Here is a 23,889-nt window from a genome sequence, read left to right on the forward strand (position 1 = left end):
GTCATGCCAAACATCACATGACAGAACGAATGAGTGATTGGAAAATTTTCAGTCCATCTTCATTGTGTAAAATACTTTCAGAACAACGTTCAGGATGCGGCATCATGCCCATTACATTTCCGGCTTCATTGCTAATACCTGCAACAGCAGACACAGACCCATTAAGGTTATCGGTTTCCGTCAGCTCACCTTCAGAGTTGCAATAGCGGAAAATAATTTGTTTCTTTCTTTCGTATTGCTTTATCACGTTGTCTTGCTCAAAAAAGTTTCCATCCATATGCGCCACTGGAATACGCAACACTTCTGCTGCTGCACATTGCTTGGTAAATGGTGTGTTGTTATTTTCAACTCGAACGTAAAGGTCTTTGCAGATGAACTTGAGATTTTTATTTCGCATCAAAACGCCCGGCAAAAGTCGCGCTTCTTGCAAAATTTGAAAACCGTTGCAGATACCAAACACCAAACCAGCATTGCTAGCAAATGCTTGCACACTCTGCATTACCGGAGACTTTGCTGCCACAGCGCCAGAGCGCAAGTAGTCACCGTAGGAAAAACCACCTGGCACTACAATGAGGTCTGCATCTTTCAAATCTGTTTCTTTGTGCCAGATAAAAAAAGCTTCTTGGCCCAAAACATTTTTAAGCACATGCAAACAATCGTGATCGCAATTGCTTCCAGGAAAAACAAGAATTCCACATTTCATAAAGGTTCACCGGCTCGCATCTTTTATTACGGCTCTAATTCAAAGTGATAGGATTCGATAATGGTATTGCTTAAAAGCTTTTCACACATTTGGGTGACACTCTCTTTTGCTTTTTCTGCATCTTCTTCATTGAGCTTGAGTTCAATAAACTTTCCCACTCTTACTTCTTGCACACCTCTGTGGCCAAGGCCTGTTAGCGCATGTTTTACAGCTTCACCTTGAGGATCGTGAACACTTTTTTTCAAACTGATGTAAATTTTTGCTCGCATATTATTTAAACACCCTTTCAAAGATAGTGTCGACATGTCGAAAATGTTTTTCCAAATCAAAAAGTGCATCCACTTGTTTTGGTGTGAGCAGATCTTTTACTTCTGAACTTGCAGCAAGCAAAGTTCTAAAATCTTTTCCTTCGTTCCACGCTTCTAATGCACAAGACTGCACTACACGATATGCCGTTTCACGTGTCATGCCGTGATCGATCAGTGCCAGCAAAACGCTTTGTGAAGCATATAGGCCGCGAGTGAGCTCTAAGTTTTTCATCATGTTTTCAGGAAACACGTCTAAGTTTTTCATCACCGAATGCATACGCGCCAACATAAAGTCTAAAACAATGCAGGCATCCGGGCCAATAACCCGTTCAACAGACGAATGTGAAATATCGCGTTCGTGCCACAAGGCCACATTTTCCATGGCAGAAAGCGCATAGCCGCGAAGCAATCGCGCAAGACCCGTAACGTTCTCGGTAAGAATGGGGTTGCGTTTATGCGGCATAGCACTTGAACCTTTTTGCCCTTTGCCAAACGCTTCGGCCACTTCAGAAACTTCTGTGCGCTGAAGGTGACGAATTTCAACTGCAATTTTTTCGAGCGATGCACCAATGTTTGCAAGTGTGGTGAAAAAGAAAGCATGGCGATCACGTTGAATCACCTGACTTGAAACGGGCGCCGCTTCCAAGTGCAATTGCTTACACACATGGGCTTCGATGTTTGGAGAAATGTGCGCAAAGGTTCCAACCGCTCCAGAAATTTGCCCAACGGAAATCTGCTTTTGCGCCAAAGCAAAACGTTCTTGATGCCGCTTAAACTCGGCATACCAAATAGCACACTTCAAGCCAAAGGTAGTTGGTTCAGCATGAATACCATGCGACCTGCCAATAGTAGGAGTTTTTTTGTACTGAAAAGCTTTTTCTTTCAAGACATCAAGAAATGCCTGAAGTGAACTTGAAATAAGAGCTGAAGATTTTTGAAGCTGAGCCGCAAACGCAGTATCAACAAGGTCTGACGACGTCATACCCATGTGAATAAAACGAGAATTTGGACCAACTTTTTCGGCAACGGCGGTAAGGAAAGCAATCACATCATGCTTCACTTCGGCCTCGATTTCGGGAATGCGATTTACGTCATACTGTGGAGATTTTTGCTTAATTTCAGCAAGGGCATCGGCGGGAATTTTTCCTTCTTGCGCCCAGGCTTCGCAGGCCGCTACTTCAACCGCGAGCCAAGTATCGTATTTTGCTTTCTCTGACCAAAGTCTCCCCATCTCTTCACGGGTATATCGTTCTATCATAAAGTAACCCTTTTAAAATACTGTACAAAAACGTTGTGGTATATTACAAAATGTCGCTTTCAGGGCCGGGCCTATAACGTATGGGCTGCCCATATGCAAGGTAAACTTAAAGCCTTTTTGGAGCTTTGTACCACCCATGAAAAAAATAACCCCATTCTTTTTGTTCGCTTCTTTTTCCTTCTTTTTTCTGGCCCCCGCCTTCTCTTTTTCGTCACTTGCGCAGGATGACGAAGAAGTGCAGCAAGAAAGCCTCGATCAAGAAAACCAAGAACAAGAACCAACTGACGATGATGAAGCAAGCAACACCGATGAAGAAACCTCTTCAAATGAAGACGATCAGCAAGACGAAGAAGAAACTGACGAAGAAACAGCAGAAGCTAAACCTGAGGCCGATAAAGAAGCCACCGAAGAAAGCGCCAGAAGAAGAAATGTTGTTATCGATAGTGTGGTCACGCTAAATTATGTTTTCGAAAATTCTGCCAATAGCTTCTTGAACAAATATCACATCCACCTGGAAGGCATTGCCACAGGCTCAACAGCCGTCATCAAGGGTGAAGCCACCATCACCTGCGAAGCCGAAGGCTTTTTGGCCAAGTGGCCTGGCGGAGAGTGCAAGCTCACGTGCAGCATTCCCAAAGTTCCGTACGAAATGGCATTTCGTCAAACTGGCGAAGACAAAGGCAGCATAGCCCTTAGATGGAAAACGAATATTTTCGAAACATGGAAATCTGAATGCACCTTTAAAGAAGCCAACTCAAAACCTTTCGTCACCACCGGCTCTCCAGAACTGTGGCTTGCCAAAGCGCTGAAGCAAGCACGGCCGCCACTTGGCGCCATCGCCCTCAAACTTGAAAATGATCAAGAAACCACCAGCACCTTTGTGATCAACAAAACAGAACTCGCCGATCCCCCCATCGGAAATGCCGAACTCGAAGGCACCGGCGTCATCACCATCAAACCGCCAGAAGAATAAGTTCTTAAAATTAATTTTTGAGAAGATGTGCGAAAGGAGTTTGTTGCAGCGCTTCTTTTGTTGTTTCGCCTAAGGTGAAAAATTGGATGTGATGTTCATTCCAAGCTTGGCCTTTTACTACTGCACAAAAATGATTTACTGCTGATGGGCTGGAAAAGTGGATGTAGTCTACATCGTCGCCTTGCAGCAATTTTAAAAAAGCCTCTTTATTAAAATCTTTTGGAAACTCGGTTTGATACGCTTCTACAAAAATAATGTTTCCACCTTTTCGTTTTACGCCATCAATCAAAACATCGCTGCCATCTTTTGCGCGCGGAAAGAGAATTCGTTTTCCTTCAAGGTCAAATTGCTTGAGATGCTGGAGTAAGCCTTCGCTACTTGAAACAGTTCCCATTTCAATATCTTGCACTCCAAGCTTTTCTAAAAACGCTTTTGTTTGAGGCCCAACCGCAAACACTCTACACGAAAGCTCTTCCGCCGATGGAGCACTTGGCCTGGTGAAAAAAGCTTCCACTGCAGTTTGGCTGGTGAAGAGCAAGCAATCGTAATCGTGAAGATGCTTTAACGCACTATCAAGAGAAGCAAAGTGATCACTTGGTGCTTTTGTTTCCACCAAAGGGATATGAATTATTTTTGCACCTTGAGAAGTGTAATGGTGAAGAAGATGCTCCGCCCTTTTTTTTGAGCGTGTAATAAGAATTGTTTTTCCTTGAAGTGATTGCATGTGAGATTAACCTGCAAGTAATTGCTTTCCAATTTTTTCGCCAAGCTGCAAAGCCTCTTGCAGAGGAGCTTTGGCGCTTTTTTTCACGATGCCTTTTTCCGTGCCCAAAAAAGCATGCAGTGTAATGGCTTCGGCATCGCACTCACTAAAAACTCCAAGCGGCGTGTGGCAATCTCCGCTCACTGTTCTCAGCACGGCTCGTTCCGATTCAACCGCAAGCGCTGTGTGCTCATCGTGCAAACAAGTGTGCACAAATGAAATAAGTTCGAGATCATCTTGCCGTGCTTCAAGCGCAAGTGCGCCTTGGCCTACTGCGGGAATCATTTCAAACGGATCGAGATATGCCGTGATTTTTTCTGTAAGATTCAAACGATGTAAACCTGCTGCTGCTAAAACTAAAGCATCAACTTCGCCCGCTTCAAGTTTTTTAAGACGAGTATCCACATTTCCACGCATAGCTACAATCTTGAGATGAGGATAATATTCACGAAGCAAACATTCACGACGTGGACTGGAAGTGCCTACCACAGCTCCTTTTGCAAGCGATGCAAAAGAATGTGCGTGTGTGCAGACCAAAACATCTCGCACATCTTCGCGCTGCGGAATAGCAATAATTTGAAGCCCATCTGGAAAACCTGCTGGCACATCTTTCATACTATGAACAGCCAAATCAATTTCTCCCGCAAGCATAGCTTCTTCAATTTCTTTTACAAAAAGACCTTTGCCACCAATGTCTGCAAGTTTTGTCTCAAGCTTTACATCACCCGTTGTTACAATTTCTTTCAAGCGAACATGTGCACCAGCAGCTCTAAGCAAACCTGCAACCCAGTTACTTTGAGAAAGAGCAAGTTTTGATTTTCTTGTGCCCAAAACAATGTTCATCGTTTCCTCAAACTCTTATTTGATTTCTTCAACAACACCTTGCAACAACTTCACAACTTTTGGTGAAGCACTGTTCATGGCGCTCAACACTTCTTCGTGCGTCATCACACCGTCGTGTCTATCGGCAGCAGGATTTGCAACCACATTCAACACCAAAACCTTCATGCCTAAATAATTTGCAGCAATCACTTCAGGCACAGTTGACATGCCAATGGTATCAGCACCCATAATGCGGTAGGCCTTTATTTCAGCTTTCGTTTCATAGTTAGGTCCACTCACCGCGATGAACACACCTTCTTTAAGGGGAACGCCTTGTTTTTCTGCAACCGCAGCAGTTACTGCCCGCAAAGCAACATCATACGCTTGCGTCATGTTGGGAAATTGATTCTCTTCATGCTGCACCGAAATACCAACAAGTGGATTTACCCCCATCATATTAATATGATCGGTGGTCACCACAATATCACCGGGACAAAGATCGTAACGAATACCACCAACGGCATTAGTGCTGATCATCGTTTTGCAACCAAGAGCGGAAAAAACAAAGTAGGGAAACACTACTTCTTGCGGAGCGTATCCTGAATACACATGCTGCCGGCCTTGCCGAACCAGCACAGGAACACCTTTCCATTTTCCAAGAATAATTTTTCCACTGTGTCCTTTTGCACGTGAAACAGGAAAGTGAGGTATATCAACACTTTCCACTACTTGCTTCTCATCTAGCTGCTCTGCAAAGGCATCAAGACCCGCCGACAAAACCACCAACAGTTTTGGCTTCAACGTAAAGTGCTTTTCGCACCACGCTGCCGACTCTTTTACATGCTGAAAATAATCTTTATAAAATCCCGCCACAATTCCCCTCCAACCTTTTAAAACTCCCTTTAATTTTGGCTACCTTTGCTGAAAAAAAATGGAAAACGCAAGACATTTGAAACTACTTGCTTCCAGCACAAAAAAGCACTAGGGACGGTGGGCATGAAAATGACCCACGTTGACCAAGTTGGAGTAGAGGCACGCGCGGAACGCCTCTCCACCCGCAGTATCAAAAAAACTGCAAAACAAGAAGGCCTCCGTCTTGCGCTCAGCATGATTGACCTCACCACACTAGAAGGCAAAGACAGCGCTGGAAAAGTACGGGCTCTTTGCCACAAGGCCATTCATCCACACGAAGGTGTTGCAGGTCTTCCGCATGTTGCCGCTGTGTGTGTGTATCCAAACATGATTCCCGTCGCAAAACGTTGCGTAGCTGGATCTGGCGTTCACATTGCTTCTGTTGCAACGGGGTTTCCTTCTGGACTTTTTCCTCTTCCCCTTAAACTTCAAGATGTACGCAGCGCGGTTGAAATGGGAGCTGATGAAATTGACATGGTGATTGATCGCGGCGCTTTTCTTTCTGGCCAGTACAAAAAAGTTGCTGACGAAATTGGAAAAGTAAAAGAAGCTTGTGGCGATGCACACCTGAAAGTTATTTTAGAAACCGGCGAACTTGAAACGTATGACAATGTAAGAACCGCAAGCTTCATCGCCATGGAAAATGGTGCAGACTTCATCAAAACTTCCACCGGTAAAGTTGGCGTCAATGCTACACTTCCCGTCACCTTGGTCATGCTAGAAGCTATTCGCGACTACTGGTACGAAACCGGAAAAATGATCGGCATGAAACCAGCCGGTGGTATTCGCACTGCAAAAGATGCGCTAAAATATTTAGTCATGATTAAAGAAACTTTAGGCGATGTATGGCTCACTCCAGACTATTTCCGTTTTGGAGCATCAACGCTTGCCAATGATCTTCTGATGCAAATTGTAAAAGAAGTTACAGGCCAGTATCAATCTTTAGATTACTTTAGTGTTGCGTAAGCATTTTCTCTCAGACGAACAAAAACAACAAAGGTGCTGCAATGAAAAAACAATCCTCAGCAAGAGATCAACACACCACACTCGAAGTCGTTGAACCACGCAAACTTTTTTTTGGTGACAAGTGGGATTATGCACCTGCACCTGAATCTACCGATTCGGTTAAGATAAAAAAAGAATACCAACTTTTCATTAATGGAAAATTTGTAAACGCAAAATCAGGAAAAACATTCAAGAGCATTAATCCCGCCACAGAAAAACTTTTGGCCACTGTAGCTAAAGCTGAAAAAGCTGATGTTGATTTCGCAGTGAAGTCTGCAAAAAAAGCCTACGACAGCGTGTGGTCAAAAATGAAAGGCAGTGAACGCGCAAAATATATTTTCCGTATCACGCGCATCATTCAAGAACGCTCACGTGAGCTTGCTGTTTTGGAAACTTTGGACGGCGGAAAACCTATTCGCGAATCTCGCGACATCGACATTCCTTTAGCTGCTGCACATTTCTTTTATTATGCCGGTTGGGCTGACAAACTTGATTATGCTTTTCCGGGAAGAAAAACGCATTCGCTTGGAGTGGTTGGACAAATTATTCCGTGGAACTTTCCACTTCTTATGGCTGCCTGGAAAATAGCTCCAGCTCTAGCTTGCGGGAACACGGTAGTTTTAAAGCCTGCTGAAACAACTCCCCTTACAGCACTTCACTTGGCCGAAATCATTCAAGAAGCAGATCTTCCTGCGGGAGTAGTAAATATTCTTCCGGGTTACGGTGATGCCGGCGCTTGTCTTGTAGAACACAACGATATTTCAAAAATTGCATTCACGGGTTCAACTTCAGTGGGTAAAGCCATCCAACGCTCTATTGCTGGCACAAAGAAAAGACTCACCTTGGAGCTTGGTGGAAAAGCAGCCAACATTATTTTTGAAGACGCGCCAATCGATCAAGCTATTGAAGGCATCATCAACGGCATTTACTTCAACCAAGGCCACGTCTGCTGCGCTGGTTCGCGGCTGTTTGTGCAAGAAGGTATTTACGAAACCGTAAAGCGAAAACTTTGGGACAGAATGCAAACACTTCGCGTGGGTGATCCTCTGGATAAAAACACCGACGTGGGCGCCATCAACTCACACATGCAACTTGAAAAAATTAAAGAACTGGTTGCAAGTGGAAAAGCTGAAGGCGCAAAACTTCAGCAAATAAACTGCACGCTTCCTGAAAAAGGGTTTTGGTATCCGCCCAGTTTCTTCACGGATGTGTCACCTGCTCATCGCGTGGCGCAGGAAGAAATTTTTGGCCCAGTGCTTTCTATTTTAACATTTAGAACTCCCGAGGAAGTCATCGAACGGGCAAATGCCACCCCATACGGTTTATCGGCCGGCATCTGGACTGACAAAGGCTCAAAAGTTTTCCATATTGCAAACCAAATGCGCGCTGGCGTTGTGTGGGCAAATACCTACAACCAATTTGACCCTACCTCACCTTTTGGCGGTTACAAAGAAAGTGGTTTTGGACGCGAAGGTGGTTTGCATGGATTGCTTCCCTACTTGGAGCTTACATAACTTTTTTGCTGAAAAAAAATGGAGTAACTATGAGCAGAATTCCCGTGAACAAAACGTATAAACTTTACATTGGAGGAAAATTTCCTCGCACCGAAAGTGCGCGCTCTTTAAAAGTATGCGCCGCCGATGGAAGCTTTTTAGCCAATGCATGTCACGGTTCCAAAAAAGATATTCGTGACGCTGTAGTAGCTGCTAGAAAGGCGTTTCCTGACTGGTCTAAAAAATCTGCTTATAATCGCGGCCAAATTTTGTACCGCATTGCCGAAATTCTTGAGAGTCGAAAAGAAACTTTTTTGCATGAACTCATGGCACAAACTGGCGCCACAAAAGCTGCAGCCAATCAAGAAATTTCAAAGTCAATTGATCGCCTCATTTGGTATGCAGGTTGGTCTGATAAATTCATGCAGATTTTTTCTTCCATCAATCCCGTTGCCGGAAATTACTGGAACTTCACTTATCCCGATGCCACAGGTGTAGTGGGAATTGTTGCGCCAAACGAAGCTCCTTTACTTGCTTTGGTTTCAAAAATTGCACCTTGCATTGTAAGCGGAAATACTTGCGTTGTTATCGCTTCAGAAAAGTTTCCCCTTTCATCCATCAGCCTTGCGGAAGTGCTTGTAGCATCTGATGTTCCTGGCGGCGTTGTCAATATCATCACCGGAATCACAAGTGAACTTGCACCACATCTTGCTTCGCATATGGATGTAAATGCAGTTGATTACTCTGGCCAAGATGAAAAACTGATTGCCTCACTTCAAAATCTTGGAGCTGAAAATGTAAAACGCGTGCACATTAAACGTACACCATGCAAACAAGAATGGCTTGATGATCAAAAAGCACAAAGCCCCTACTTCATTCAAGACTTGGTAGAATACAAAACTGCATGGCATCCAGTTGGGGTTTAAGTTTGTGGAGGTATTGTTTCTCACCTGCCAATACTCTAACTCCCCCTGACCCCCTCTTAACCTAAGAGGGGAAAAACCATTGAACCATTGTGCTATCGCACTATACAGGAGGAAAAATGAACAATATCATTGAATCTCTTCTCGCTGAAAAGCGCACCTTTCCTCCTTCCCAACACGTAAAAGATAAAACGTGGATCAACTCTCTTCAGGCATACGAAACGCAATATCAACAATCCATTCAAAATCCCGAAAACTTTTGGGCAGACATTGCCAAAAATTTTTCTTGGTTTCAAACCTGGAACAAAGTCTGTGAATACGATTACGGCAATCACATTGACATCAAATGGTTTGTGGATGGAAAAACAAACATCACTGTAAACTGTTTAGACCGTCACGTTGAAGCTGGCGCAGGAGATCGCATTGCTTTTTATTGGGAAGGCAATCATCCCGGCGAAGAAAAAACCATAAGCTACAAAAAACTTTTGAGTGAAACGTGCAAGATGGCAAACGCCCTCAAAAAAATGGGCGTGAAAAAAGGTGACATTGTTACCATTTATATGCCGATGATCATTGAACTTCCGGTCGCCCTTCTGGCTTGCGCACGTATTGGCGCCGTCCATTCCGTGGTCTTTGGCGGATTTTCTGCCGACTCCATTGCAGATAGAATGCTTGATGCAAAATCACAGTATCTCCTTACGGCAGATGGCGTGATGCGAGGAACAAAACAAATCGACTTGAAAAGTGTTGCAGATGAAGCGCTCGAAAAACTTGCTGCACAAGGCTGCACCGCACAACACCTGTTGGTGGTAAAGCGACTTGGAAATGAAATAAACTGGAACAAAGATAGCGACATCTGGTGGCACGAAATAAAAACTGAATGCGAAGAACACTGCGCTCCAGAAATTATGGATGCTGAAGATCCCCTTTTTATTTTGTACACTTCAGGATCGACGGGAAAACCAAAAGGCGTGCTGCATTCCACAGCAGGCTACATGGTTTACGCCGCTACCACACACAAGTACGTATTCGATTATCACCCTGATGATATTTATTTCTGCACAGCTGATATTGGCTGGATCACCGGCCACAGCTACATCGTCTACGGACCACTGTGTAACCAAGCGAGCTCGGTCATCTTTGAAGGCATTCCCACCTTTCCAGACAGCGGCCGTTTTTGGCAAATGGTAGAAAAATATAAAGTGAATAGTTTTTATACTGCACCAACGGCATTGCGCTCGCTTATGCGCGATGGTGCTGAACTTCCGAAGCAATACAATCTTTCCAATCTTCGAGTTTTGGGCACCGTGGGCGAACCCATCAACCCGGAAGCATGGATGTGGTACTACAATGCAGTGGGCAACAAGCACTGCGCAATTGTAGACACATGGTGGCAAACCGAAACGGGTGGTGTGCTCATCACAAGCCTTCCCGGCGCAATCACCGCAAAACCAGGCTCGGCGAGCTTACCCTTCTTTGGAATTGAACCTGTGATTTTGCGTGAAGATGGAAGTGAAGCTCACGTCAACGAAGGTGGTTATCTCTGCCTCAAAAAACCTTGGCCTGGCCAAATGCGCACGGTGTATGGCGAGCACAGCAGATTTAAAGAGACTTATTTCTCACGTTTTCCAGGTTATTACTTTACTGGTGATGGCGCCAGAAAAGATGAAGACGGATATTTTTGGCTTATGGGCAGAGTTGATGATGTCATCAACGTTTCCGGCCATCGTATGGGAACAGCCGAAGTAGAAAGCGCACTCGTTTCGCATCCGCTTGTTACCGAAGCCGCCGTGGTTGGATTTCCACACGCGATTAAAGGCGAAGGCATTTATGCTTACGTCACCTTGCGCAGCGGCACCAAAGTTTCAAAAGACTTACAAAAAGAATTGGTAGCGCACGTGAGAAAAGAAATAGGCCCCATCGCAAGCCCAGACGCCATCCACTTTACCGACGCTCTGCCAAAAACCAGATCCGGAAAAATCATGCGCCGCATTTTGCGTAAAATCGCAGCCGGCGATACAGAAAACTTAGGGGACATCACAACCCTTGCCGACCCCAATGTGGTCAATCAGCTGGTTGAATCGAGGCCTACTTAATTTCACCCTCACCTTCCTCCACTAAGGCGTTGGCGGACAAGCAGGGAGAGGAAAAAAGAACATTTAAAACCTTAAATATCAACAACTTACAAAAATATCGTCTTTTTTTTCATTCCCACGCAACTTCTTACTGCCTTTCGCTCGATAATGGTAGTGAAAGCAACTGAGTTTGACCCCCCTTTTGGGCCCATAGAGCAATAGTGCACTACGGGCCTTTGTTTTTTTGGGGCCTGTTTTTGCTGCTTTCCGGGGATTCCTCCGCAAATCCTTGGCCTTAAAGGATATGAGCTATTGACCAAAGGGGACAGCTCTTTTATCATAGGAACTTCAATGATTTAAATGCTGAGGAGCTTGAACATCATGTCTCAAGAACTAGAATCTACTTTTGCCGATCTTCCCGAATTTTCCGTAAATGAGGAGCTTTTGGCCAAAGCGAGTGAATTAAAGCAAAGCTGGTACTCCTTAAAAGAGCGCCTCGAGAAAATTAAGACCAGCAAAGACAGCCTAAGCCCCATTGTGTACGAGCGCGTCCTTGCCGATTATGAGCATCGATACGGCGAAGCTCGCGACAGGCTTTTAATCGTCAAATCTGATGTTGACCAAGAGCTTTCTACCCTTTCAGCCACGCACGATAAACTCCAAGAGCAAATGGTAGAGCTCCAAAATAACTTGGAAGAATTGGAATTTCGACATTCACTTGGCGAATTTCAAGAACAGCAATTTGAAAAAGAATCTGGCCTCGTAAGAAAAAAAATCTCTACCCTTGGCACCATGATTAAGGGCATCAAAGACAATATCAATCAGTACGAGGAAATTTTTTCGAGCGAAAGTGAACTCATGCTCGAGGATGAAGAAAGCGATATTACCGGCATCGATCTTCTTGCCGATCAAGATGAACCTGCAAAGAAAATTGCTGAAAACAGAGTTGATAGCATCGAACCCAAAACAGACGCTTCGGGCTATGTGCTTGAAGAAGATGCTCCCAATTATTTCGCCGACACTTCAAGTACGCAAACAGGAAATGCAAGTGGTGAAACACTTGTAGAAGACCACAGTGCAAAGGCAACCAAAATCACCAATGTACGTCCAGCAAAATTAGTCCATGTAAATGGAAGCAACGCTGGCGAGGCTATCACGCTCTTGCAAAAAACCTCTCTTGGAAGAGCCGAGTCAAACACCATTCCTTTGAACGATCCTAAGTCAAGCCGTCAACATGCTCAAATTCTAAAAAAAGGCGCCGAATTTATTTTGGTAGACTTGAACAGTTCAAACGGAACTTACGTCAATGGACAACGAATTGATGAGTATGTTTTAAGTGATGGCGACGAAGTCAAAATCGGCGATTCTCTTATGCAGTTTGAGCAGTAGCAAAAACTAATGCGCATCATCCCAATTTATTCCACACTTTGCTTCTACAAGCAGCGGCACATCTAGCTTTACGGCCTGCTCCATTTTTTCTTTTACAAACCTCATCACATTTTGTGCATCAGCTTCGGGAGCTTCGAAAATGAGTTCGTCATGAACTTGTAAAATCATTTTGGCATCTTTGCAGATTGAAGAAAGTTTTTCTTCAATCTCAACCATACCTTTTTTAATAATGTCCGCAGCAGTTCCTTGAAACACACTGTTAAAAGCCATGCGTTCTGAAGCTTGTTTCACCATTTGATTGGGAGATGCAATATCTGGAAAATACCTTCGTCGTCCAAAGAGTGTTGTAGTGTAGCCTTCTTTTTTCACACCATCTAAAACCTTTTCACGATATTCCAACACTTTTGGAAATTGCTTGAAGTAGAGATCGATAAAAGTTTTTGCTTTCGCGGGTTCAATCGCAAGCTGCTTTGAAAGGCTAAATGCTGACTGACCATAAATAACTCCAAAGTTTACCGTTTTTCCTACCGACCTTTGTTCTGAAGTGACTTCGTGGACATTGCAGTCAAAAAGCTTTGAAGCTGTAAGTGCATGAATATCTTCATTGGCAGCAAATGCAGTAAGTAAAGCATTATCCTGGCTAAGCTGTGCTAAAATGCGAAGCTCAATTTGAGAGTAGTCGCAATCAATCAGCACATAGCCTTCTGGCGCTACAAACGCCTTTCGAATTTTTCTTCCCTCTTCACTGCGGATGGGAATATTTTGCAGATTTGGATCGGAAGAAGAAAGCCGCCCAGTTGCAGCAACAGTTTGGTTAAACGAAGTATGCACGCGCTTTGTTTTTTGATTGAGCAATTTTGGTAACGCATCCACATAAGTGGATTTGAGTTTTGAAAATGAACGATATTCCAAAACATGTCGTGGAAGTTCATGCTGTAAGGCAAGGTCTTCTAAAATATCTTGCTTGGTAGAATAACCTGTTTTTGTTTTTTTCCCGCCAGACAATTGCAGTTTTCCAAACAATATTTCACCCAACTGTTTTGGACTGTTAATGTTAAACTCATCACCCGCTAAAGCATAAATATTTTTTTCCAAATGCGTTAAACGTTTTTCAAAGTCGTGTGAGAGTTTTTGAAGAAATTCCACATCAATTTTAAATCCTTGCAATTCCATGTGCATCAAGACTTTAAGCAAGGGCATTTCTAAAGTGTAGAAAAGGTCTTCGGCGTTATCAGTTTTGAGATTTTGTGAAAAAAGCTCATAGAGCCTAAGGGTAAGATCGGCATCTTCCGCTGCATACTCAAGCGCTTTTTGCAAAGGCACATCATCGAAGGTGATTTGTTTTTTTCCTTTTCCGCACACTTCTTCAAAGCTGATCATGGTATGGCTGAAATACTTATGCGCAAGTTCATCAAGCCCGTGACGCTCACTTGGGTTCAAAACATACGAAGCCACCATAGTGTCAAAAAGTTTGTTTTCACATTTCATTCCATGCAGCAAAAGAATTTTAAGATCGTATTTAATATTTTGCCCTACAAGCGTTTTTTCTTTTGAAAGCAAGAGGGGCTGCAATGCTTTTATCACATCATCAAGCCTCAGCTGTTCTTCGCCAAGCTGGAGATTGTGGCCAACGGGAACATAAACTGCGCTTTCAGATGCTGTGGCCAAAGCGAATCCTACAATTTTGGCTTCGAATGGATTGAGCGAAGTTGTTTCCAAATCGAGGCAAAGAACCTTGGATTCTTTTGCTTGCTCAAGAAAAGCTTCAAACTTTTTTTGAGTGTTGAGTAATTGATACTTTGTATTTGAAAAAACAGTTTTAGGCGCCATTTGATCTGCAAGACGTTTGAAGCCAAGCGCGTGAAAAAGTGGACCCATTTTTTTTACGTCACCCTCTTTGCATTCAAAAATATCTAAAGTTTTTTCTTTGAGAGGAACATCTTTTTCCACCAACACCAATTTCTGGGAAAGAAGCGCCAAATCTATGTTTGCTCTGATCTTCTCTCCAAGTGCGCCTTTTATTTTTTCTGCATTTTCTAAAACATTTTCAAAAGAACCATATTCAACAATAAGTTTTGTGGCTGTTTTGGGACCAACACCTGGAATGCCAGGAATATTATCTGAAGTATCTCCAGAAAGTGCCAAAACATCTTGAACGCGTTCTGGTGGAACACCAAACTTTTCAATCACTTCATTTTTCTTGATACATTTTTTTTTCATGGTGTCCAAAATACAGACGTTTCCATTTACAAGCTGCATCAAGTCTTTGTCTGATGACACAATCATGATGTCCAAATCGGCTGAAGCAAATTTCTGAGCAACAGTTGCGATAATATCATCTGCCTCGTAACCCGGATATTCAAGAATGGAAATATTAAGCGCATCGATAATTTTTTTTACGTACGGAAATTGTGGGACTAAATCCTCGGGCGGTTCTTTTCGATTTGCTTTATATTCCGAATAAAGCTCATTTCGAAATGTTGGTTCTTTTGTATCCAGCGCAACTGCAATGTAGTTGGGTTTTTCCTGTTTAATGAGACTGAGCAGCATTTGCGTAAAACCATACAACGCATTGGTGGGCATACCTTCATCATTCGATAGTGGTGGAATAGCGTAGAAGGCACGAAAAAGGTAGTTGGCACCGTCAACGACAATAAACTTTTTTTTCATGATGATCTCAAGAGGTAAGATTAAAAATAAGGAGCATAATACGTGATAATAATATCAGCTCCTGCACGTTTTAACGACATAAGCGATTCAAGCATTGCGGCACGTTCATCGATCCATTTTTTTTCTGCTGCAGCTTTCACCATCGCATACTCACCACTCACATGATACGCCGCAATAGGCAGATCAAAAGTTTTTCGAGCTTTCGCAATAATGTCTAGATAAGGCAAACCTGGTTTCACCATGAGAATATCTGCACCCTCTTGCACATCAAGCTGCATCTCTCTTAGCGCCTCACGGCTATTGGCTGGATTCATTTGGTATGTTTTTCTATCACCACAACTTGGAGTTGAATGAGCTGCATCACGAAATGGTCCATAAAAACTTGAAGCATATTTTGCGGCATAACTCATCACAAGCGTATCCACAAAACCATTTGCATCGAGTTTATTTCTAATGGCCGCAATTCTTCCATCCATCATATCAGAAGGTGAAACTCCTGTTGCGCCAGCCTCTGCATGAGAAAGCGCCATGGATGCCAAGAGTTCTAAAGATTCATCGTTCAATACTTGGCCGTCTTCGGAAAGCACTCCGCAATGACCATGACTGGTGTAAGCACAAAGACACACATCGGTAAAAAGAGTAAGGTGTGGTAAATGTTTTTTGAGTAACATAAGCGCCTGCTGCACAGGACCTTCCTCACTTAAGGCAAACGTACCCAATTCATCTTTTTTTTCTTGAAGTGGAACGCCAAAAAGGAGCAAGGTTTTCACACCACGATCAGCAACTTTTTTGGCTTCTTCCAAAAGCATGTCTGGCGAAAAATGAAAAACACCTGGAAGCGATGGAATTTCTTCGCGACGTTTTGAACCAGAGACGACAAATACGGGCCACACCAGTTGTCTGCGTTCAAGCGAAGTTTCGGCTACAAGTTCGCGAAGGGTTTCTGTTTGTCTTAATCTTCTCATTCTTGTTTCTGGAAACATATTTACTCCTTAAACATTTTTCGTACTTCACCCACGAGTGACAATGAGCCTGCTATCACCAAAACTTCATCTTTTTTAAGGTTGGCTGCAATGCCCTTTAGAGCTTCATTTGCGGGTTTCCCCTCGTATGAAAGCACCTTTGTATGGAACAATCTGGCAAGAGAAGCAAGATCTTTTGGTGAGCTGGCCCTTTCGGCCACTAGCTCTAAACAGTGGAGTTCTCGCACACAGGGAGCAATATGTCGAAGCATTCCTTTGGCATCTTTGTCAGCAAAAATAGAAGTGGCAAGCACCACGCGCTGGGGCGAAAAGTGAGTTTTAAGATATTGCGAAAGCACTTTTGCACCAGCTTCATTATGAGCGCCATCGATGATGACACAAGGATTCTTTTGCACAATTTCCAAACGTCCACTCCAAGTAGTGTTGAGCAACGCTTCTTCTTTATGATCTATGGTGTAAGCAAGATCTGAAAGAATTTCTGCAGCTTCTAAAGCACATGCTGCATTTTGTTTTTGGTGTTCGCCCAGCAAACCAAGTGGACTTTTCACTTTATCGGGAGATGCAATGAATAACGGCGAACCCATATCATCACAAGATCTGCGGATGACACGCATCACTTTTTCATCTTGAAGTGCAGTCACCGTAGGAACAGCACGTTTAATAATTCCACATTTTTCTTTGGCTATTTCTTCCAAAGTTTTTCCCAAGTGATGCATATGATCAAATGAAATGGGTGTAATAATTGCGACCAAAGGTTCAATCACATTGGTGGCATCAAGCCTTCCCCCTAAACCTGTTTCGTAAACAGCAAGATTAACCTTTTTTTCTTTGAAGTGAATGAAAGACATTAAGGTCATAAACTCAAAATAACTTAAGTACATTTCATCGGAAAGTTTTGATTGAATGAATTGTGTAAGGCGAGCAAAATCTGACGATGAAATACATTCTCTGTTTATTTGAATACGTTCTTCAGGCGAAACTAAATGTGGTGAAGTATAAAGCCCAACTTTATATTTATTCTTCATCAAAAGTGAGGTGAGAAAAGCCGCTGTTGAACCCTTTCCATTCGTCCCACAAATATGAACGGTAGAAAAACTGCGTTGAGGATTTTCGCACAAACTACATATTTCTCGAAGTGGTTCCAGCTCCATGCGAAATTCTTTTGGCCGTAAACGATCAAGATAGTGCAGAGCTTCGGAGTAATTCATTGTGTTGTTCCTATTTCACCTTCAACACAAGTGCTGTGATATCATCTTTGGGAGAATTGGGTTCTATGAATTCGCTTACAGTTTCAGTGAGGACATCTACAATTTGAGCCGAAGTTCCACCAATAGCATCTCGCACACAAGCCATGAGACGATCGGCGCCAAAACGCTCTCCATCTACATTTGCTGCCTCTGTAATTCCATCGGTATACAACACGATGACATCACCTTTTGAAACGACAAGTTTTTTCTCGTGAAATTGAAATTTAGAATCGATGCCTAACAATGAATCTTCGGTACTAAGCCACTCGAAGCGTCTCTCTTTTCCGCGCCACATAAGAGGTGGCGGATGACCAGCATTTGTAAATTGAATGAGCTGACGCGATTCTAAATACTGCAAATACACCATGGAAATAAATTGTTCTGATTGATAAAGATCTTCAAACAAAATTTGATTCACTCGCTGCACGAGTGTTGAAGGCAAATAATCTGAATCTTGCTGCGCTCTCACAGACGAACGAAATGCCGCCATAATAATGGCTGCTCCAATGGAATGACCGGAAACATCAGCAATAACAAACGCTGGCCGTTTTTCTCGCGCAAGAAAACAATCGTAATAATCACCACCAACGCGATCGGCTGTATTCAATCTGCCTGCAACATCTAAGCCCGCAATCTGAGGGGGCAAAGTTGGAATGAGTCGAAATTGAATTTGGCGCGCGATTTCTAACTGATGCTCCAACTTCTCTGAACCGCGCAACTTTTCTGAAAGTCTACACACATGAAGATAAGAGGCAGCTTGATTTGAAATGGTAGTAAGTAAGGTTAAGTCATCATCGGTAAACGCAGTACCATCCGAGCGATCGGTAACATTGATGACGCCCAAGTTTTCAACCCCCATTTTCATGGGCACACAAGTAACGGGCGAAGACATAAGCGAATTTGTTTTATAGCGATCTCGATTACTGCCGAGTGATTCTGTTTTTACATCCGTAATAAGCAAAGGCTCATGACTCGCAAACACTTTGCCACTAATGCCCTCCCCGACTCTGACAAAGGATTTTTTCATTACTTTTTCATCCATACCATGTGCTGCAACAATTTTAAGTGCGCCCATGTTTTCATCAAAAATCATAATGGAAGCTTTATCAACGCCAAGAAGTTCCACTACTTGATCGAGAACAAGTTGGTAAACTTCTTCTAGCTCAACCGCATCGGCAATAGCCATGCTAAGTTTATGAACAAGATCAAGTGGGGCTAAGTGCTTTTTTTTCATAAATGATATTTCATCCGTAAAGTATGCTGGTGATCTTCTGTGATTGATTCTATTTCGTGCATAAAATGCTGAATTAAAAAAACACCTCTTCCAGACGACTGTTCATCTTGAGGCAGACTTCTTTCTTCTAGAGCAAAACCAGCCCCTTGGTCAACCACATCAAGCAAAATATAATCCTCTTCAACCTTAAGGTGAATGATGACAGGTGAAGCAACTTTTCCTTTATGGGCATGAAAAATGGCGTTGTTCACGGCCTCAATGAGAGAAGTGGTAATGCCTAAAATGGCATTTTGCGGAAATTTTTCATCTCCAAGCTTGCGTGCAATATCTTGTATCCACGCTCTTAGCATTTCTAAATACCCAGTATCACTATATATAGTAAGGCTTTCCTGGAACAAAGGCATGACCATCTCGCTTAAGCTTCTGGCATTTCACATGCGGCCTGCAAGTCTTGGCAAACTTCAAAAAGTCGATGTAAGCGAGTGATTTCGAAAATCGTTTTTACATCTTCACACAAGCTTGCCACTTTAAGCACTCCATCGGCTTGTTTGATTTTTCTTTGCAGCGAAATTAAAGCACCCAAACCCATACTGTCTATAAATGGCATATGCTGAAAATCCATCACCAAATACATTGCCCCATTTTCAATCAAACCATTGGTAATTTTTTTGAATGATCCAACTGAATCTGCATCGAGACTTCCTCCGCAATGCACAATTGAAATAGGTCCATTTGCTTCAACGTTTATTTTCATATTTCCTTTTTCCCCTCTTCATTTCGAAGTCCATATTCTTTTATTTTTCGGTATAACGTAGCTTGCCCAATTTGAAGACGCTTTGCAGCCTCGGAAACGCTGCCACTGCAACTTACAAGAGCCGACTCGATAGCATATTTTTCCACCAGACTTAAAGGAAGAACTTGATCAGTTACACTTTTGTGCGAACTGGAAAAAATTTTCGACTTTGCGTTTGATGTTTGCAGCATGTGTTTGGGAAGGTATTCTTTTTTCACTTGGCTATCGGTATGAAGAACTACCAATCGCTCGATCGTATTTTCAAGTTCTCGAACATTGCCCGGCCAATCATATTGCACAAGAGCTTCAAGAGCTTCGGGTGAAAAATCGATGAAAATTTTATTGTTTCGAGAACTATATTTATCAAGGAAAAATTGAGCTAGCATGGGAACGTCTTCTCTTCGTTCGCGAAGAGCTGGCAAATATATTTGCACAACATTCAGGCGATAATAAAGATCTTCTCTAAATTTTCCTTCCTTCACTTGTGTCTCTAAATTTTTATTTGTGGCTGCAATAACGCGAACATCAACGGGTATTACTTCGGTGCCGCCAATGCGGGTAATGGTACGCTCTTGCAAAAAACGTAACAACTTCACTTGAAGTGTAATATCCATTTCGCTAATTTCATCTAAAAATAATGTTCCTTTGTCAGCGTGTTCTACACTTCCAATATATCTTTTATCTGCACCTGTGTAAGCTCCGCGTTCGTGACCAAACATTTCATTTTCAAGTAACTCTTTTGGAATGGCTCCGCAGTTGATATCCAGCATATTTTCTGAAGCGCGTGGGCCCAAATGGTGAATGGCCTTTGCCACCAATTCTTTTCCTGTTCCACTTTCTCCACAAACGAGAACACTTGCTTTACTTTTGGCAAGCATTTGAATCATGGAAAAAACTTCCTGCATTTTTTCGCTTTGTCCTAAAAGGCGATCGAGCTTATGTGTAGGTGATACTTGATTTTGCAGGAGATACACTTTTTTTGTCAGTTGATACAAGTGACAAGCTCTTTCGACTGAAAGTTTTAATTTTTTCTGATCGAGTGGAAGCAAAAAGTAATCGAACACACCTTGCTTCATCATAGAAACAGCGAGTTCTGGAGATTGAGATGAAGCTAACACAATAATGGGTAAGTTGAGGTCGTACGCTTTGGCAAGTTCTATAAGCGATTCCAACTCCTCACCTTTTTCGTCATCACAAAAAAATAAAACACATGAAGGAGAAGATTCCTTTAATGTCTGTGAAAAATGTTGTGGTGGCACAAGAAGAAAGTCAAAAGAAAGGGATGACAATTCACGTGTCATTTTTTCCTTTGGCATAACCAAAAAAACAGGTGCTTCAGACATCTCTTAATTCCCCTTTACTTTTGAAGGATCGCGCATCTATTTCATATTTTTTGATGAGCTTTTTAAAATTACTTCTGTCCATACCTGCCATTGAAGAAGCATTGGTAATGTTTCCACGATTGGCCTTCAAGAGTTTTCCAATATACGCTTTGTTGAAAGCATGCATGGCGCGATTTTTTGCATCTTTGTAATTAAATTGTGCAAGGTCGGCATCTGCAGCTCCAGCAACTAAATAACACGATTCACCCAAAAGCTTTGAAGGCAATTCTTGCATGCTCACAGTATCGGAACTACAAAGCACAACAGCGCGTTCAATCACATTTTCGAGTTCACGAATATTCCCTGGCCACGAATACGCCTGCAAAGCTTGCATCGCATCAATGGAAATTTGCTGAACATCTTTTTTCACTTTTTCGCGGTACTTGTTTAAAAAGTGATAAGCAAGTAAAGGAATATCTTCGAGTCTCTCTTTCAAAAGGGGCAAGCCAATATTAATTACATTTAGCCGGTAGTAGAGGTCTTCGCGGAACTGCCCGTTTTTCACAAGAAGCATAAGGTCTTTGTGCGTTGCAGCGATAATGCGCACATCAACTTTTCTAATGTGAACATCACCAACTCTTCTCAGTTCACCCTCTTGCAAAACGCGTAAAATTTTTACTTGAAGTGATAGAGGAAGATCTCCAATTTCATCGAGAAAAATGGTTCCACCATGAGCTTCTTCAAAAAGACCCATGTGATCTGAAACTGAACCCGTAAAAGCACCTTTTACGTGGCCAAATAATTCTGACTCTAACAAATTTTCTGGAATAGCACCTGAGTTAATCACCACAAACGGCTTCGTTTTTCGAATGGACCTCGCGTGAATAGCTCGTGCCACCAACTCTTTACCTGTTCCGCTTGCACCTTGAATGAGAACAGTAGAACTCGTTCCCGAAAGCGCATCAATCGTGGCAAACACTTCACGAATATTTTGGCTTTTGCCCACAATTTCTTCAAATTTTTCTGTGTGCGTGTGTTGAAGTTCTAGCTCGTAAACTCGCTGAACAAGTCTATGGCGCTCTAATGCTTTTTCAATCAACAATTTTACACGTGCTACATCATCAAAAGGTTTTGTGAGGTAATCGTATGCACCCTTCTTGATGGCAGAAACCGCAGACTCAATACTTCCAACTCCAGTAACAAGAATAACTTCTGTTTTGATATTATTTTTTTTGATGTAATCTAAAATTTGTTCGCCCGAAAAACCTGGAAGCATAATGTCCGTGAGCGACACTTCAAATTGCTTTTCCCCCAAAAGACGAACAGCTTCATTTCCATCTTTTGCTACTTCGAACGTGAGTTTCATTTCTTGAGCAATTTTTTCAAAAACTCGAGTCATCGATTGATCATCGTCAACAATAAGTAAATTGGTAGACTTCAACATTATTCCTCCACGTTCTAGTGCGTGTAAACAATTAACGCGCTGTCATTCTGAGCGCATGCGAAGAATCTACATTATTTGAAGGAGATCCTTCGTTCCACTCAGGATGACAACGGTGGACAACAAGTTTTAATTGTCCACCAACCCTAATCAAGCTTCATTCCATCTCGTTCGATATGGCGCTTTTTTATTTTTTCAACCAAGGTTGTTCGATTCAATTGCAACAACGTTGCTGCTTGATTTTTATTCCAATTTGTTCGTTCCAATGCTTGCAAAATGAGATTGCTCTCAAAATTTTCCACCGCGAGCTTAAAGGAAAGGCCTTCACTTGGAAGAGATGGCGATGTGAAGCTGCCATTCCCTAGTTCTGCCGAAGCTGATGACGAAACGTTGGCTCTGACGGCGGGCGGCAAATCTGCAATTTGAATTGACCCTTCTCTTCTTAAGACAAGAGAACGCTCAATTGTATTTTCCAGCTCTCGCACATTGCCTGGCCAACGATATTGCAGCATGAGATTGAGCGCATCATCACTTATTCCTGAAACGTGAGATTCGTTTGCAGTATTGTATTTTTTTATGAAGTGACGCACCAAAAGCGGAATGTCGCACTTGCGCTCACGAAGTGGTGGAACCTGAAGAGGAATAACATTTAAACGATAAAAAAGATCTTCACGAAATCTTTTTTCGGCAACAGCTTGTTCTAAGTTTTGATTTGTTGCAGCTACAATGCGCACATCAACTTGCTGATTTTTGTTTGATCCAACTGGCTCGTAACTTTTTTCTTGAAGTACTCGCAACATTTTTACTTGGAGGTTTAAATCCATATCTCCAATTTCATCGAGAAAAATAGTTCCTTTATCAGCAACCGTAAATTTTCCCAATTTGTTCGCAACTGCTCCGGTGAAAGAACCTTTCACATGTCCAAACAATTCAGATTCCAAAAGTTCCCCCGGAATCGCCGCGCAATTCACAGCTACAAGCGGTTTTCCTTTGCGAAAGCTATTGTAGTGAATCGCCTTTGCGATGAGTTCTTTTCCCGTTCCACTCTCGCCCAAAATAAGAATGGTGCTGTCAGTTTCTGCAACTTTTTCGATGAGATCAAAAACTTCGCCCATCCCTTCGCTGGTACCAATAATATTTTCAAACTGATAACGTTCTTGAAGCTGATGCTTAAGCATGGTGTTTTCCACTTTTAATTGCTTATGCTCCAACGCTGTTTCAATAAGGGTAGCAATGTCGTCTAGTTCGAAAGGCTTGGTGAGATAATGGTAGGCGCCAGCTTTCATGGCTTCAACTGCAGAAGTAATGGTGCCAAAGCCAGTAAGTACAATGGCTACGGCCTCTGGCTGTTCGCGCTTGAGGCGGCGAATAAATTCAGTGCCGTCCATATTTGGCATCACCAAATCAACCAGGGCTAAATCCACCGCTTCTTTTTCCAAAATGAGCAAAGCATCTTCACCATTTCCCGCTATAAAAACAGTGTGCCCCAAACCTGTCAGAAATTTTTCGAGGGCTCGCCGAATGGAAACTTCATCGTCCACTACAATTATTTTTGCCATAAACTTCCTCCGTAAA

The 23,889-nt window shown here is 42.7% G+C and carries 21 protein-coding genes; 6 read left to right on the plus strand and 15 right to left on the minus strand.

Going from position 1 to position 23,889, the window contains the following annotated elements:
* Nucleotides 1–13: 13 nt before the first annotated feature.
* Genes COV43_09540 through COV43_09550 form a run of 3 tightly spaced genes read right to left on the minus strand, consistent with a single transcriptional unit; the run spans nt 14 to nt 2,269 of the window.
* Nucleotides 14–703: a phosphoribosylformylglycinamidine synthase I gene (locus tag COV43_09540; GenBank protein PIR24637.1), complete on the minus strand. Its 690-nt coding sequence runs from the start codon at nt 701–703 to the stop codon at nt 14–16.
* 26 nt (nt 704–729) lie between these two features.
* Nucleotides 730–972, minus strand: coding sequence for a phosphoribosylformylglycinamidine synthase (locus COV43_09545; protein PIR24638.1), 243 nt, complete (start codon nt 970–972; stop codon nt 730–732).
* Nucleotide 973: 1 nt separating this feature from the next.
* Nucleotides 974–2,269 carry an adenylosuccinate lyase gene (locus COV43_09550; protein ID PIR24639.1) on the minus strand — a complete coding sequence of 432 codons (1,296 nt, stop codon included), beginning with the start codon at nt 2,267–2,269 and terminating at the stop codon, nt 974–976.
* Nucleotides 2,270–2,405: 136 nt separating this feature from the next.
* Here COV43_09550 and COV43_09555 point away from each other — a divergent pair, with 136 nt between their 5' ends.
* Nucleotides 2,406–3,242: a hypothetical protein gene (locus COV43_09555; protein PIR24640.1), complete on the plus strand. Its 837-nt coding sequence runs from the start codon at nt 2,406–2,408 to the stop codon at nt 3,240–3,242.
* A 10-nt stretch (nt 3,243–3,252) separates the two neighbouring features.
* On the opposite strand, the gene COV43_09560 is transcribed toward COV43_09555, so the two are convergent.
* The 3 genes from COV43_09560 to COV43_09570 are packed head-to-tail and all read right to left on the minus strand — an operon-like array spanning nt 3,253 to nt 5,703.
* A complete protein-coding gene (locus tag COV43_09560) occupies nt 3,253–3,966 on the minus strand; it encodes a hypothetical protein (protein ID PIR24641.1) in 714 nt (237 codons plus the stop codon).
* 6 nt (nt 3,967–3,972) lie between these two features.
* Nucleotides 3,973–4,848 carry a hydroxymethylbilane synthase gene (locus tag COV43_09565; GenBank protein PIR24642.1) on the minus strand — a complete coding sequence of 292 codons (876 nt, stop codon included), beginning with the start codon at nt 4,846–4,848 and terminating at the stop codon, nt 3,973–3,975.
* 15 nt (nt 4,849–4,863) lie between these two features.
* Nucleotides 4,864–5,703 carry a purine-nucleoside phosphorylase gene (locus COV43_09570; protein PIR24643.1) on the minus strand — a complete coding sequence of 280 codons (840 nt, stop codon included), beginning with the start codon at nt 5,701–5,703 and terminating at the stop codon, nt 4,864–4,866.
* Nucleotides 5,704–5,823: 120 nt separating this feature from the next.
* On the opposite strand from COV43_09570, the gene deoC reads away from it, so the two are divergent.
* The 5 genes from deoC to COV43_09595 all read left to right on the plus strand — a co-directional run bounded on the left by deoC (nt 5,824) and on the right by COV43_09595 (nt 12,624).
* Nucleotides 5,824–6,705, plus strand: a complete 882-nt coding sequence (gene deoC / locus COV43_09575) for a deoxyribose-phosphate aldolase (protein PIR24644.1) — start codon at nt 5,824–5,826, stop codon at nt 6,703–6,705.
* A 41-nt stretch (nt 6,706–6,746) separates the two neighbouring features.
* Nucleotides 6,747–8,258 carry a betaine-aldehyde dehydrogenase gene (locus tag COV43_09580; protein PIR24645.1) on the plus strand — a complete coding sequence of 504 codons (1,512 nt, stop codon included), beginning with the start codon at nt 6,747–6,749 and terminating at the stop codon, nt 8,256–8,258.
* Nucleotides 8,259–8,287: 29 nt separating this feature from the next.
* Nucleotides 8,288–9,163, plus strand: a complete 876-nt coding sequence (locus tag COV43_09585) for an aldehyde dehydrogenase (GenBank protein PIR24646.1) — start codon at nt 8,288–8,290, stop codon at nt 9,161–9,163.
* 116 nt (nt 9,164–9,279) lie between these two features.
* Nucleotides 9,280–11,256: an acetate--CoA ligase gene (acs, locus tag COV43_09590; protein PIR24647.1), complete on the plus strand. Its 1,977-nt coding sequence runs from the start codon at nt 9,280–9,282 to the stop codon at nt 11,254–11,256.
* A gap of 339 nt (nt 11,257–11,595) precedes the next feature.
* Nucleotides 11,596–12,624 carry a hypothetical protein gene (locus COV43_09595; protein ID PIR24648.1) on the plus strand — a complete coding sequence of 343 codons (1,029 nt, stop codon included), beginning with the start codon at nt 11,596–11,598 and terminating at the stop codon, nt 12,622–12,624.
* 6 nt (nt 12,625–12,630) lie between these two features.
* Here COV43_09595 and COV43_09600 read toward each other — a convergent pair whose 3' ends face one another.
* The 9 genes from COV43_09600 to COV43_09640 all read right to left on the minus strand — a co-directional run bounded on the left by COV43_09600 (nt 12,631) and on the right by COV43_09640 (nt 23,873).
* Nucleotides 12,631–15,300 (minus strand): DNA polymerase I, encoded by a 2,670-nt coding sequence (locus tag COV43_09600; GenBank protein ID PIR24649.1) that lies wholly within the window; start codon nt 15,298–15,300, stop codon nt 12,631–12,633.
* A 14-nt stretch (nt 15,301–15,314) separates the two neighbouring features.
* The gene (locus tag COV43_09605) at nt 15,315–16,277 is read right to left on the minus strand and encodes a porphobilinogen synthase (GenBank protein PIR24650.1); all 963 of its coding nucleotides are present in this window, start codon (nt 16,275–16,277) and stop codon (nt 15,315–15,317) included.
* 2 nt (nt 16,278–16,279) lie between these two features.
* Nucleotides 16,280–17,485, minus strand: coding sequence for a hypothetical protein (locus tag COV43_09610; protein PIR24651.1), 1,206 nt, complete (start codon nt 17,483–17,485; stop codon nt 16,280–16,282).
* Between the two features lie 10 nt (nt 17,486–17,495).
* Nucleotides 17,496–18,758 (minus strand): hypothetical protein, encoded by a 1,263-nt coding sequence (locus COV43_09615; protein PIR24652.1) that lies wholly within the window; start codon nt 18,756–18,758, stop codon nt 17,496–17,498.
* Nucleotides 18,755–19,168, minus strand: coding sequence for a hypothetical protein (locus tag COV43_09620; protein ID PIR24653.1), 414 nt, complete (start codon nt 19,166–19,168; stop codon nt 18,755–18,757). Before COV43_09620 ends, COV43_09615 begins: the two co-directional genes overlap by 4 nt.
* A 5-nt stretch (nt 19,169–19,173) precedes the next feature.
* Entirely contained in the window at nt 19,174–19,512 is a 339-nt protein-coding gene (locus tag COV43_09625) for a sulfate transporter (GenBank protein ID PIR24654.1), read from the minus strand.
* A complete protein-coding gene (locus COV43_09630; protein PIR24655.1) occupies nt 19,509–20,894 on the minus strand; it encodes a hypothetical protein in 1,386 nt (461 codons plus the stop codon). The genes COV43_09625 and COV43_09630 overlap by 4 nt, the downstream gene beginning before the upstream one ends.
* Entirely contained in the window at nt 20,887–22,317 is a 1,431-nt protein-coding gene (locus COV43_09635; GenBank protein ID PIR24656.1) for a DNA-binding response regulator, read from the minus strand. Before COV43_09635 ends, COV43_09630 begins: the two co-directional genes overlap by 8 nt.
* A 143-nt stretch (nt 22,318–22,460) precedes the next feature.
* Nucleotides 22,461–23,873, minus strand: a complete 1,413-nt coding sequence (locus COV43_09640; protein ID PIR24657.1) for a DNA-binding response regulator — start codon at nt 23,871–23,873, stop codon at nt 22,461–22,463.
* Between the last annotated feature and the right edge of the window lie 16 nt (nt 23,874–23,889).

This window comes from Deltaproteobacteria bacterium CG11_big_fil_rev_8_21_14_0_20_42_23 (genome assembly GCA_002796345.1).
Taxonomy (GTDB): domain Bacteria; phylum UBA10199; class UBA10199; order 2-02-FULL-44-16; family 2-02-FULL-44-16; genus 1-14-0-20-42-23.